Here is a 12,244-nt window from a genome sequence, read left to right on the forward strand (position 1 = left end):
CCATCCAACCTGCCCAGATTCCCCGAGCCACCTCTGAGCTCCCTCCCCTGCCCAAGGGCGCACTGCGGCTCTCGACCACGCTCCTCGGTGACCTCGTGGTGCCGGACGGGGCGGCACGGGCCACCGAACTCCGCGAACTCTCCGCCCGCGCCGCCGTCTACGCCACCCGTGCCCGTGGCGAGGGCATCCGGCGCGCCTACCGCTCTGCCTGGGGCGGCTTCGAGGCGTGGTGCAGCCTCCTCGGCCGCGAGCTCCTCGCCGGCGACCCCGACACGCTGGCTGGAGTTGCCCCCATCAAACCGGACATGGAACTGATTGAGACTGGGCGCGGATGAACTCACGGGGTGAGCGCATCCGCAAGCCTTTGGGGGGGGGTGGGCCTCGTTGTAGATGCTATGGGGGTGCCCGCTCCGGGGCGCATCGTCCGACATGTAGCGCGACAATCAGGATGGTTTTCGTATTGCCTCGCCCAGGAATGCTCCCGACGCGGTTGACGTTGCCTCACCAAGTTGCCGCTGTTGCCTCATAGCCCGCTTCCCCTTGCCGCATCACCTTTCGCCTCTTCCTCGGTCGCGACAGTGCCGAATACCAGCCTGTGCGCCTCGTCCCGGCGCCACGCCTTCAATCGCCGCTGCAAGGTCTGCAGCTGCTTGGCCGGAAAACCTCCGGACTGTTCTGCCTGCAGCCGCTCCAGCAACTCACGGGACGTCCGCCAGGGCTCGGCCGCGAACCATCCCTGCAGCAGTGCTGTCACGGTGGCGAATGGATCAGGGCGACGCCGCAGCCGCTCGGCCTTCTCCTTGGGCCGAGCGGTCGGGCGCACCTCGCCCTCCTGCCACGCCGTCCGCAGCCCGGACAGGAACGCCTCCAGGTTCGGCGCCGTAGGCTTGGCCCTCTCGCCCGCGACCGGCCAGTCGGCGATCTCCACCAGGCGCTTCTGCATCGTCCGGATCGTCCGCAGCAGCCCCACCGGGTCGAGCATCGCATGCAGCGCCGCAACCCGCAGGCGCACCTCCTCGCCCGACCTTGGGTCCGCCACCAGCCGCTGATAGGGAGTGGCGGGCGGGTGGTAGCGCTTCCTCACCCTCGCCCCCTCGCGTGCCTTCTCCGCCAGCTTGAACGAGGGTTGGAAGAAGTTTACGAACAGCTGCACCGCGCCGTAGAACTGGGCCAGCGCTGCCGCGGCCTCCACCCCCTCGTAGCGCCGGTACCCCACGATCCGCCGCACCACCGCGCCGTTCTTCTGCTCCACCCAGGCCTGGTCGTTCTTGCGGTACGGCCGACACCGGGTGAACTCCACCCCCGCCGCCGCGCAGTAGTCCCGCACGGTCTCGTTCATGAACATGCCGTCATTGTCCGTGTCGAACCCCAGCAGCGCGAATGGCATCCTCTTGCGCAACTCGCCCAGCACCTCGACCAGCCGCCCCTGCTCGCGCACCAGTAGCGGCGCGCACTCCGTCCAGCCCGTGGCGATATCGGTCAGCACCAGCGTCTGCACGAAGCTGCCCTTGGCCGTCGGACCGCTATGCGCCACCAGATCCGCCTCGACATACCCGGGCGCCGGATCGTCCCAATCGGAGAAGGTCCGGACCGGCACACTCCGCCGCACCGCTGCCGAGGGTGCCATCCGGCGCCGACGCCGCCCAGCTGCCCCATCCCTCGCCTGCCGCAGAGCCCGGTCCATCGTCGCCGCGCTCATCGCCAGCAGGCTGCCTCGCACCTCCGGAGCGAGTTGTAGATGGCCGTGCCGCTCCATGGCCTCCACCAGCACCGGCACCAATGGTTGCAGCCGCTTGCCGCAGACCCGATCCGACGCCTCCCAGAGCACCACCAGCGCCTCGCGCACCGCATCGTCATAGACCCGCTGTCCCGGCCTCGGCCCACCTGCCCTCGGAGGTAGCCCCGACCGCAGCAGCCGGGTCGCATGCCGACGGTGGAACCCGGTCACCGCCGTGAACTCGTCGAGGATCCGCCTTCGCTCGCCACGGCCAGCCCGGGCGTAACGCTCCGCCGTCACCGCCGCCAACTCGTCACGCGTCGCCATGCTCACCCGCCTCATGCCCGCCCCTGGAGCTCCTCGCCCCAGGGGAACATTTCACGTGAGGCAACACCCCCGGCTTCGGGTTCAACCGGTTGAACCTGAAGGAACGTTGTTAGTTACACCTTGCCGCCCGCGAGGATCTTCCGGCAGTGTGCGCCTGTCGTAGGGAGGTTTGTACTATGTCCGTCACGGCTCCGGCCGCACGCGTGGCCAAAAAAGCTGCCGCGCATCGCTGCCGCATTATCGTCATGTCGTCGCCGAAAGGAGGCACCGGCAAGACGACGTTCACCCAAAATCTCCTGCCGCTCTTTGCCCAGGAAGGACTCAGCGTTGTGGGCGTCGACCTCGACCCACAGAGGACGCTTTCCAAGTGGTTCGCCCGCCGAGAGGCAGCCGCAGATCGCAAAGCCAACCTGCCGATGTTCGACGTCCTGCCTACGGAGATTGCTAACTGGCAGAAGGTTCTTGCGGCGGTCCAGCCCTACGATGTGGCGATCATCGACATGCTTCCGTCTGTGGACGACTGCATCGCCGAGGTGCATGGCTTGTGCGAGGCGGCAGATTTGGTGGTTGTCACTACCGGGGCGACAATGAGCGACCTTGATGCCACCGGCCCTTGGGTCGCCGAGCTCAACAGGCTGGGCTTCAAAGTCGCGACTTTCATGAACCGTGCAAATCGCAGGGAGGTCTTCTTTGAGGCTGCTCGGGGCCAGTTGAACAAGCTCGGCGCCCTCTGCCCGGTGGAGGTCCGCAATCTTTCTGACGCACATTCCCATTCAGTGGAGGGACTTGCTGCGGTGGACAAGCCGAAAGCAAAGTCTCGTGCCGACTTCACAAACGTGTGGCATTATGTGCGACGTCAGGTTGGGCTGTGACCGGCCGGGAGACCCAGAATATGAGCACGGCAGTTCGACAGAGCCGAGTGGTGAACCTTGAAGGTAAGCTGGGTGTTGCCTTGGCGGCGCCGGACCGCCAGGCGCACGGCATACGCGATCTTGAGGTCGCCGACGAAGCGTTCGCCAACGCCTTTCGAGCGCACTTCGCGGGTAGTTCGGTGCTTGCGGACCGCGACAAGGTGCGGGCTGCGACGATCCTCCGCAACTCTCTAAAGAGGGGCGCGGAGCGGCAGCTCGATGCTATTATCGAAATGGGGCGAGCCCTGATGCGAGCTGAGACGGTCTTCACTAAGCAGGAATGGAACCATCTGCTGGAGGGAGGACCTAAGCTGTTGGGATTACCTAAGAACACTGCGTCCATGTACCGCGCCATTGCGCGAGACATTGATGCTGGCCGGCTGCCCCGCGCGCTCTGCCCGGAATCGTTCTCCACGGCCTATGTACTCACCACGTATGAGGAGGACCGCCTTGAGGCTGCCAAGGACAGAGGGCTTCTGCGGCCGACTGTGACTCGACGAGAAGTGGAAGAGTTCAAGCGGCTCCCTATTGAGGAAGTTCGGGTAGGGGGGGTGCCTGCTGCGATGAAGTATGAGGAGGGTACACCCGATCCTGTAAGGCTGCGGGGCGAGGAGCAGCAGTTAGCCCGGCGTGAACGCAAGCTACTGGATGAACTTTCGCGGGTGCAGCAGCGGCTCTCCGCCGTCCGGGAGACCCTTGGGACCATTTCCGGAGTGCGCCAGACACGCCAGAAAGCGGCCGTCATCAGCGCGTAAGTTGCCGTAAGCCTGAACCGTTTAGGTGACGTGGACGGAGCTGAGGGTGCTGGTTCTTTGACCTGAGGGGCAGTCTGCAAAGTCGTCGACGATACCCTGCCGCTCTCCTTTAGCGCTTACCAGCTTCCGCTAGTGCCTAGGGTCTGTGACTGGACTGAGCGATGCGTAGGTTGATCATGGTAGCGGCAAGATGGGCGAAGCCCATCCAGCTGCGTCGGGTCTTGTCGCGCCGGAGGGCAATGCGAGCCCAGTCCTTGAGGCTGGCGAATAGGTTCTCAACATGGTGACGCCGGGCGTACAGCTCGGGGTTGTAGGCAGGTGGGTCGACCATGCCGCGCTTGGGCGGGGTGTGGACGGTACAGCCCTCTGCGGCAAAGGCGGCGCGCAGGGCTGCCGAGACGTAACCCCGGTCGAGCGCGGCGTCGCAGGCCGGGATGCCCGAGGCGAGTGCGCTGGCGTAGCGCAGGTCCGCGTGGTGCCCGGGGCTGGCGATCAGTCGGAGAACGTGGCCTGCACCATCGGTGCAGGCGTGCAGCTTCGAGCAGAGCCCGCCACGACTGCGGCCCAGCGCTTCGGTCTCCGCCGTGCTGCCCACGGCACCACTCGCGGCGCGGTGGGCCTTGCAGGTGGTGCTATCCAAAAGCAGCAGTCCGTCTGCGGGCAGGCTCGGGCGGAGCGCTTCGAAGACCAACTCCCACCAGCCGCGTAGGCACCAGCGCCGCCAGCGGTGGTAAACGCTGGACCAGAGGCCCAGCGCCTTCGGCAGGTCACGCCACGGTGCCCCAGTCCGGCAAATCCAGAGCGCGGCTTCAACAAAGCGGCGCAGCGCCGCTTCAGCACGCTTCCATGCCAGCGGGATCTGCTGCAGCACCAGCATCAGCGACACCCACTGGGCATCGTCCAGGCCTCTCCTGGTCATACATCCGCCGTCCTGAAGCCTCGAGGACCTTCAAGGTGGTGCGACCAAGCACCAGATCAGCGCCGAAAAAGCCTGTCAGGCAGTCCAGTCACAGACCCTAGGCGCTGTCTGCATTTAGAAGTTTTCGTGTGGGGGGCGGTTGTGGTTCAAGGCTGGCAAGGGAGCCAGGCCTTGAGCAGACGCACGCTGACGGACGAGCAATGGGGACGGATCGAGAGCCACCTTCCTGGCCGGGCCGGGACACGGGGGCGCAGCGGGGTCGACAACCGGTTGTTCGTGGACGCGATCCTGTGGATGGCGGGCAACGCGGCGCGCTGGCGTGACCTGCCGGAGGTGTTCGGCAGGTGGAGTGGGGTTCACGCGCGGTTCCGGCGCTGGTCGCATGCAGGAGTATGGGAGCGGCTGTTCCACGCGCTGGCCGACACGCCGGATTTCGAGTTCGTGCTGATCGACAGCACCATCGCCAAGGTCCACGCCGATGCGACCGGCGCAAAAGGGGGGCTCAGGCTGCCGCGATCGGCCGCTCGCGCGGCGGCCTGACCACCAAGCTGCACGCGGCCGTCGACGCGCTCGGCCTGCCGATCCGCATCCACCCGACGCCGGGCCAGCACGGCGACTGCCCGCAAGCCAAGGCACTCCTGGCCGGCCTGCAGGGCGTCGGTCACGTCATCGCCGATGCCGCCTACGACGCCGATCCGCTCCGTGCCTTCATCGCCAGCGATCTCAGGGCCTGCGCGCAGATCAAGGCGAACCCGAGCCGCACCAACAAACCACCGATCGACTGGCGGCTCTACAAGGAACGCCATCAGATCGAGGGCTTCTTCAACCGGCTGAAACGCTTCCGCCGCATCGCCTTGCGCTGCGAGAAGACCCTTCCCGCCTTCATGGGCTTCGTCCACCTCGCCTGCGCCATGATCTGGCTACGATAAATGCAGACAGCGCCTAGTGCTTTTCCACTTCACTCGAACCCGTGACATGAGTTTGTGAGGGAGTTACAGCCCTCGGATAGGCTGAGGATTTGGAGAACAGTCTTGTCGTTTTATGAGCGGTGGCGCATCAGCCCTCCGGGTCTAGGCAAGCCTGAAGTGCTCAAAAATGCGCACGGCAAACGCCGGTAGGCTTCGATCGAGAGGGTAGGGGGGCACTCGGGCCCACGGGAAGTCTCCGGGCCGGCTTCATGCAACCTTGTCAAAGAATTCCGGGATCGACAACGATTTAGAGTACCCTAGTTGGAGTCGGTGTGCGATTCTCCCCCTTGTAGAGGAGCCTTAACGAACTGTCGCATCGCTACCCGTGGGTACACGGGCGTTTAGCATTCCTGACCGTTTGCCTGACCAGCACAGTTTAGCTTCTATGAAGTCTGAACGTTGTGCGTCGCTCCCTTTGGCAAAAGGCGGTGGCTAGCAACTGTTGGTCGGCTCTGATGTCGTTCCCTACCGCTGGGTGGCACCAGCGGCCTCTGACGTCTTAAGAGCGGCCGCCAGGCATCAGGGCAACGCCGCGGACCATCGTGCGCGGAACTGCTGGAAGTGAAGGCTTTAGGAGGAGTCCATGACGAGTGACCTCGACTTTTGCGTCAGGGTAACCGGCCATGACGTCAGGAAGTGCCTCGCGAATGCGGTACGCAACCGTCTTGGTCTGCTTTTCGGATGTGCCGAGTTGGTCCAGAAGCTGCGACCAGCTTAGATGGAGGTCGCGGTTAAGGCGAGGCAGGCGGTAAGCAAAGAGCGTGTAGAGATCGAGCCCTAGGGAGTTGTTCGACAAGTGCGCAATCGCGCGCTTGTCCAGCGGCACCGAGTGTTCTTTAAGGTGTTCATAGAACTGCTGCCCGAGTTCAACCGTGGCTGACCACTGGGAGGCGTCCGAGGCGGCGTTCCAGAGGGATAAGCCCTCGACGATCCTTTGGTCCCGGACTGACATGGTGGTGTTGCCGGCGGCGTCCTTGTCTTCCCATTGCAGGGTGAAGCTGCACCGAGCGATCCGCATCACCTGCTCGCGGACGGCGTTGATGGTCCCCTTCTGCCCGCCTGTGACTGCTAGGCCAAGTGAGCGGATCCAGGCCGACATCGACGGGCCCATGTTCACGACCCGGCTCTTACGGCCTTCTGTCTGAAGGTAGATCAAAATTAGGCGTGCCTTGGGCCCAAAAGGGACGCCGATGTAGAGGTCGGTTGCCTCACGCGGGCCTGTCCTTCTGGTCGGATCGCGAGGGCGGTCGTCTAGGACACCCGGCGTCACGATGAGGGTGAACCGGCCCGCTTCTCGCCGCCAGACGGAGTGGTTTTCCTTCGGGCGGGTGTGGGGAAGGTATGTCTGGCAAAGTCCGGAATGAAGGAAGGCAACGTCTTCCAGGGCGGGAAGATCGCCCATCAGTTGGTGCGTGACTTCAAGCCGTTCACGCAGCCTCTTCCGTTCCGTAGGAGTGGCCCCTTCTGCCTCCGCGAGCCGAAGGCTCTCCTCTAACCCGGTCAGCTCGAGCTGCTGTCGCGGCCACGTTGCCATCCCGATTCTCCTTTCTGCATTTCGCTTAGCCGGTCTTGGGCAGCCTTGCTGCGCAGAATTGGCAACCTCTCGTTTTCGTCCCGAAGCCGCTTTCCCGGGTGCTGGTCCGTGAAATAGCCGGCAGGCGGTGCGCTCTTATAGGAAAGAATTTATCAGTCTTTATAGGTATGGGTTGCCAAGTCTGCGTGGAAAACCCGGGGGAAGGTTGCCAATTCTGCGTCAAACACCCGTTTGAAGGTTGCCACGTCTGCGCGCAGCGGAAGGGATGGTAGCGTGGACGTTTTGGCCCAAGGTTAGGGATGCTGCGTGGATAAGTAGCGCCTGAAAGGTTGCCTTTTCTGCGCAGCGCCGGATGCCGACCAGGACGTCCGGGGAGAGCGGCGGCCCTGAAGGTTGCCAAATCTGCGTGATTCCGAGTCGCTATGCGCCCCAAAAGCGTAGGAACCCCTCTGGTAGGGAGCCGACGCCGTGGTGCGAAGCAGGATCGGTCTGTGAAGGTTGCCAAGTCTGCGTGGCCCTGGATCGGCGAAAGCCCAAATGCGCAGGAACTCCAACCTTTCGGCCGCCAATGGGTCGGCCGTGCGCAGGATTGTCAGCGAAGGTTGCCTAGTCTGCGCTGCGTTGGCCCGGCTCAAGCTGGCCTACGCAGGAACACCAACCTTTCAGGCCCCGACGTGGCGCATGCTACGCAGAAACGGCAACCTTCGGTTGGGGGAGAGGCTCGGCGAGGGCAGGCAGCCGGCGTTGGGACCAAAATAAGCTGGGGACGCGGAAGCGGCTGGGCCCTTTCTTACCAGATTCCCTGCTTATGTCGTTCCGGGGCTTCGCTAAGGGTGCGACACGTCCCTGTTCAGACTGCCCGGCTGCCACCCGAACGCGCCGTGATGCCGCGCCGCCTTGCCATGGCACCGATCGACGTCCTTGCCGTCGTGGAGCGTCTGCCCGGCGACACCCTCCTCGTGGCGGCCCTCGGCGGTACGGGACCGGGCACGGTCCGCGCTCGACCTGCTACGGGGCGAGATGGCGTCCCCCGCGGGCGTGCTGCTCGCCTCGGCCACTGACAATGACGAGCCAGGCGAGCGCTTAGCCGCATTCATGGCTGAGCGGGCCACTGCGGCCGGCGCGGCCTGCCACCGTCTGCTGCCGCCGGGTAGCCTGTAGGACTGGAACGACGTCCTGAAGCAGGGGAGGGCGGCATGAGCGCCGCCGCCGGCACCAGCACCGCGACCCCGAGTTGCGAGGGCGAGGAGCTTGTGCGCTGCACGCCGTCTTTCTCAGGCTGCCCGCCGAGCTGAGTTGGCTACCAAAGGGGGAGAGGCTGCCGCCCCCAGGACACCACCGCCCGTCAGGCGGATGCCGCCCGGCTGCGCCTCCGGCTACCCGCTTCTACGTGCGCACGGCCTCGATCTCGCGCACGCGCCGGCGCATGCCCTTGTCGCTTTGCTCGACGACGCAGGCCAAAGGCGCCTCCAGCTACGCGGCGACCCCGAAGGTGGCTCCGAGCGGCGCGAACGGCGCATTTCCGAACGGGAAACACTCTCTTTTTCCCGTTCGCGCCACTTTCCCCAATTCTGGGCCGGACTGGTTCAGGAGACCACGAAGCATGGAAGACGTGAGGGGAGGGGAGAAGCCGCTACCGCTAGCGGCGTACCCGCGACAAGGGTGCGTCGCTGCGCTCCCGCGCCGGGGCCGGCCCCGGCAGCGCCCTTGTCCCGCGCCCGCCTCGCGGTCGGCGGGTGGAATCCAGCAGAAGGATTCCGAAAGATGAGTGGTCAGGATGAGGAGCTGCAGCGGCTGCGGGAAGGCGTGAACTGCGCCGCCTTGCTGGAGCGCATGCCACCGCCGTGGAGGCTGGACAAGGCAGAGAGCACCCGAGACTGCCTGAAGTACCGGCGCGGCCAGGGCGAGATCATCATCGTCAACCATGGCGGCCACGGCTGGTGGGACGCCGGCAGCACCGCCAAAGGCGACGTGTTCGGGCTGGTGCAGCACCTGCGCCCGGACCTGAACTTCGGGCACGCTCGCAAGCTGCTGCGTGAGATGGTCGGGCTGCAGCCCAGCTTCCCCGAGTACGAGCGGGTGCGCTCGCGCGGGGAGGGAAGCACCCCGGCCGCCGAGCGCTGGTCGGCGGCGAAGCCGCTGCGGCCGGGCTCGCGGGCCTGGCGTTACCTAGCCGAGGTCCGCCGTTTGCCCAACCCGGTGCTGCGCGCTGCCGTAGCGATCGACGCTATCCGGGAGGGTGCCTACGGCACAGCCTGGTTTGCTCACCGCGACGAGACAGGCGCGCTGACTGGCTTCGACATGCGGGGGCCGGAGTTCCGTGGCTTCGCCAAGGGGGGGGACAAGACCCTTTTCCGGCTGCCCGGCTGGATCGCCTTGCGCGAGGTACGGCCACGCCGGATGGCCGTGGCCGAGGCGCCGATTGACGCGCTCAGCCTTGCGGCCGTCGAGCGACTGCAGGGCGACACCCTGTACGTCGCCACTTCCGGCGGAATGGGGCCGGGGTCGGTGCATGCCCTGGACCTGCTGCTCGCCGGGATGGCCACCCTCCCGGGCGCCCTTCTTTCCACCGCGACCGACAACGACCCGCCGGGGGAGCGCTACGCCGCTTTCCTGGCCGAGCGCGCCGCTGCGGCGGGCGTGCCCTGCGAGCGCCTGCTGCCATCCGGCGGGCTGAACGACTGGAACGACGTCCTGACACGGGGGAGGGGGGCATGAGCCTCATCACGGAAGGCAGCGCCACGGCCCCCAGTCCGGAGGCGGACGATCTGGTGCGCGCGCTGCACGCCGCCTTCTTCCGGCTGCCCCCGAAACTGCAGGCCCGCTGCAAGGTGCCGCCAACCGGCGATGCCGCGATCGACCGCCCGGTTCTGGTCGCGGCCGACAACGGCTCCGACCACTACCGCGGCGTGGTGGTCGCGGGCGAGCGCGACCAGGACGGCCACTGGCTGCTGGACGACGCCTTCACTCTGCTCAGCCTCGACCACGACGACGGCCCCGAGGCCGCTCTGGTGATCTGCCACGGATGGAACTGCCATGCCGACCGCATCTGAAGCCATCTCCTCCGACCGTGCCCGGCTGGTAGCTGGGCTGACTCGATCCCAGGGCGAAGCCGCCGGGATGCACGGGCCGGTGCTGGTGCTGGCGGGAGCCGGAACCGGTAAGACCAAGACCCTGACCGCCGGCGTCGCTTTGCGCATTGCCGAACGCGGCATCCTGGCCCAGCGCATCCTGGCCGTGACCTTCACCAACAAGGCGGCGGGCGAAATGCGCGAGCGCATCGTCGCCCTGCTCGGCGGGCAGGCGGCGCCGTCCTGGATCGGCACCTTTCACGGCCTCGGAGCCCGCCAGTTGCGGCAGGAACCGGAGATGGCCGGGCTGCGCGAGAACTTCGACGTGCTCGATGCCGACGATGCCAAGCGCCTGCTCAAGCGTACCATGAAAGCCATGGGCGCCGAAGCCGGCGATGACGAGGGCATGGGCAAGGACCCGGTGAAGGCCGTGGCCGGCCACATTGGCCGCTTCAAGGATAACCTCATCACCCCGAGCGAGGCGGTCATCCGGGCTGAGGCGATGATTGCCGCCAGTCCAATGGCCGACGCCTCCGGTCTGCGCGCCGCGGCCCGTATCTACCCGGAATATCAGCGCCGCCTGCGCGAGGCCAACGCCGCCGACTTCGGCGACCTGCTGCTCTGGCCCACCGTCGCCATGGGCCAGGACGAGGAGCGCCGGCTGCGCTTCGCCGGCCGCTTCTCCTGCCTGCTGGCAGACGAGTACCAGGACGTGAACGCGTCCCAATACCGCTGGCTCCGGCTGATGGCCAAGGACCACGGCGAGATCTTCGCCGTGGGTGACGACGACCAAGCAGTGTTCGGCTGGCGCGGGGCTGATATTGAGTACATCCGCCGCTTCACGCGCGACTTCCGCGGCGCCGCCGTAGTCAAGCTGGAGGAGAACTTCCGGTCAACAGGCCATATCCTGGCCGCGGCCAATGCAGTGATCGCCCGCGACGAGACCCGGCTGGGCAAGACGCTGCGCACCACCCGCGAGCAGGGTCAGCCGATCGAGGTCGTGAAGTTCCGCAACGACGAGGCCGAGGCCATCGGCATCGCCGCCGAGATCCGCAAGCGCGGCGCCGAGGGCGTGCGCTGGCAGGACATCGCCATCCTGTACCGTGCCAACCACCTGTCGCGCGGCATCGAGGAGGAGCTGCTGCGGGCCAAGGTGCCCTACGTACTGGTCGGCGACGTCGGCTTCTACCAACGCGCCGAGGTCAAGGATGCCTTGGCGCTGCTGCGCCTCGCCTCCTGCCCGGACGACTGCCAGTCCGACGAGGCCTTCCGCCGCGCCTGCAACAGCCCGCCGCGCGGCATCGGCCCGAAGGCGCTCGACCTGCTGGAGCGCGACGCCGAGTGGCGGGGCTCCTCCTTGCTAGCCGCCTGCCATACCGCCGAACTGCCGCCCAAAGTGCGGGGGGCGGCCGGGGCCTTCGCCGATGCCGTGCGCTCGGTCGCGGCCGACACCGGGGCCACGGTCGCCGACCGCCTGTCCATGCTGCTCGATCGCACCGGCTACCGGCAGTGGCTGCGCGACAGCCGGGCCGAGACCGTGGAAGGCCGGCTGGAGAACCTGGCAGAGCTCGTGCTGCTGGCCGGCGGCTTCCACTCGGCGGCCGAGCTGCTGGAGCACGCCGCCCTGGCCAGCGCCGCCCCGGGCGAGACCACGGACGGGCGGGTGCAGCTGCTCACCCTGCACCGGGCCAAGGGGCTGGAGTTCGCCCACGTCTTTCTGCCAGCCTGGAACACCACCGTGTTCCCGAGCCAGTACGGCGAGGCCTCCGAGGAGCGGCGCCTCGCCTACGTGGCGCTGACCCGGGGCAAGGAGCGGGTGGCCGTCAGCTACGCCGAGTTCCGGCGTGGCTACGTCGACCCCTCGCCCTTCCTCGATGACATCCCGGCCGACAACCGCCACGAGGGCTGGCTGCGGCCGGAGGCACGCCGGCCAGCACGGACTTCGCCTCGGCAGGCCGGCATGGACGCCCTCAACGAGATGCTCGCCGGCCTGCGGTCCCGGCCGGCGACATGAGCGGGCGCGCCTCGTGGGCGCACCGCCC

The 12,244-nt window shown here is 66.7% G+C and carries 11 protein-coding genes; 8 read left to right on the forward strand and 3 right to left on the reverse strand.

Translation table 11 applies throughout. The features are described from left to right. Positions 1-335 (forward strand): hypothetical protein (locus D9599_RS22080; RefSeq protein ID WP_198383467.1); only part of this gene is annotated, 335 nt, incomplete at its 5' end. A gap of 188 nt (positions 336-523) precedes the next feature. On the opposite strand, the gene D9599_RS22085 is transcribed toward D9599_RS22080, so the two are convergent. Beyond that, the gene (locus tag D9599_RS22085) at positions 524-2,059 is read right to left on the reverse strand and encodes an ISNCY family transposase (protein WP_198383468.1); all 1,536 of its coding nucleotides are present in this window, start codon (positions 2,057-2,059) and stop codon (positions 524-526) included. Between the two features lie 161 nt (positions 2,060-2,220). Here D9599_RS22085 and D9599_RS22090 point away from each other — a divergent pair, with 161 nt between their 5' ends. Together D9599_RS22090 and D9599_RS22095 are read left to right on the forward strand one after the other, a co-directional pair. Next, positions 2,221-2,916 carry a ParA family protein gene (locus D9599_RS22090; RefSeq protein ID WP_198383469.1) on the forward strand — a complete coding sequence of 232 codons (696 nt, stop codon included), beginning with the start codon at positions 2,221-2,223 and terminating at the stop codon, positions 2,914-2,916. Between the two features lie 50 nt (positions 2,917-2,966). After that, a complete protein-coding gene (locus D9599_RS22095; RefSeq protein ID WP_232480783.1) occupies positions 2,967-3,710 on the forward strand; it encodes a hypothetical protein in 744 nt (247 codons plus the stop codon). 136 nt (positions 3,711-3,846) lie between these two features. On the opposite strand, the gene D9599_RS22100 is transcribed toward D9599_RS22095, so the two are convergent. After that, positions 3,847-4,629 carry an IS5 family transposase gene (locus tag D9599_RS22100; protein ID WP_198383471.1) on the reverse strand — a complete coding sequence of 261 codons (783 nt, stop codon included), beginning with the start codon at positions 4,627-4,629 and terminating at the stop codon, positions 3,847-3,849. 171 nt (positions 4,630-4,800) lie between these two features. On the opposite strand from D9599_RS22100, the gene D9599_RS22105 reads away from it, so the two are divergent. Further along, positions 4,801-5,558 (forward strand): IS5 family transposase gene (locus D9599_RS22105; protein ID WP_198383472.1). Its coding sequence is split into 2 segments (ribosomal slippage): positions 4,801-5,119 and positions 5,119-5,558, totalling 759 coding nucleotides; the frame shifts between segments, so codons are not numbered across the junction. Between the two features lie 538 nt (positions 5,559-6,096). On the opposite strand, the gene D9599_RS22110 is transcribed toward D9599_RS22105, so the two are convergent. Next, positions 6,097-7,131, reverse strand: a complete 1,035-nt coding sequence (locus D9599_RS22110) for a replication protein RepA (RefSeq protein WP_198383473.1) — start codon at positions 7,129-7,131, stop codon at positions 6,097-6,099. 884 nt (positions 7,132-8,015) lie between these two features. Between D9599_RS22110 and D9599_RS22115 the strand changes: the two genes are divergently transcribed. The 4 genes from D9599_RS22115 (at position 8,016) to D9599_RS22130 (ending at position 12,216) form a co-directional block, all read left to right on the forward strand. Further along, positions 8,016-8,192, forward strand: a complete 177-nt coding sequence (locus D9599_RS22115; RefSeq protein ID WP_198383474.1) for a hypothetical protein — start codon at positions 8,016-8,018, stop codon at positions 8,190-8,192. A gap of 703 nt (positions 8,193-8,895) precedes the next feature. Beyond that, positions 8,896-9,849 carry a DUF3991 and TOPRIM domain-containing protein gene (locus D9599_RS22120; protein WP_232480784.1) on the forward strand — a complete coding sequence of 318 codons (954 nt, stop codon included), beginning with the start codon at positions 8,896-8,898 and terminating at the stop codon, positions 9,847-9,849. Beyond that, positions 9,846-10,184, forward strand: coding sequence for a hypothetical protein (locus D9599_RS22125; protein ID WP_198383475.1), 339 nt, complete (start codon positions 9,846-9,848; stop codon positions 10,182-10,184). Before D9599_RS22120 ends, D9599_RS22125 begins: the two co-directional genes overlap by 4 nt. Beyond that, entirely contained in the window at positions 10,168-12,216 is a 2,049-nt protein-coding gene (locus tag D9599_RS22130; protein WP_198383476.1) for an ATP-dependent helicase, read from the forward strand. The genes D9599_RS22125 and D9599_RS22130 overlap by 17 nt, the downstream gene beginning before the upstream one ends. Positions 12,217-12,244 lie beyond the last annotated feature (28 nt).

Origin of the sequence: Roseomonas sp. KE2513, assembly GCF_016107305.1 — a bacterium.
Classification (GTDB): domain Bacteria; phylum Pseudomonadota; class Alphaproteobacteria; order Acetobacterales; family Acetobacteraceae; genus Roseomonas.

Coding starts and splice junctions, on each gene's coding strand:
- D9599_RS22085 (WP_198383468.1), bottom strand. CDS start 2,059: ATGAGGCGGGTGAGCATGGCGACGCGTGACGAGTTGGCGGCGGTGACG.
- D9599_RS22090 (WP_198383469.1), top strand. CDS start 2,221: ATGTCCGTCACGGCTCCGGCCGCACGCGTGGCCAAAAAAGCTGCCGCG.
- D9599_RS22100 (WP_198383471.1), bottom strand. CDS start 4,629: ATGACCAGGAGAGGCCTGGACGATGCCCAGTGGGTGTCGCTGATGCTG.
- D9599_RS22110 (WP_198383473.1), bottom strand. CDS start 7,131: ATGGCAACGTGGCCGCGACAGCAGCTCGAGCTGACCGGGTTAGAGGAG.
- D9599_RS22115 (WP_198383474.1), top strand. CDS start 8,016: ATGCCGCGCCGCCTTGCCATGGCACCGATCGACGTCCTTGCCGTCGTG.
- D9599_RS22120 (WP_232480784.1), top strand. CDS start 8,896: ATGAGTGGTCAGGATGAGGAGCTGCAGCGGCTGCGGGAAGGCGTGAAC.
- D9599_RS22125 (WP_198383475.1), top strand. CDS start 9,846: ATGAGCCTCATCACGGAAGGCAGCGCCACGGCCCCCAGTCCGGAGGCG.
- D9599_RS22130 (WP_198383476.1), top strand. CDS start 10,168: ATGCCGACCGCATCTGAAGCCATCTCCTCCGACCGTGCCCGGCTGGTA.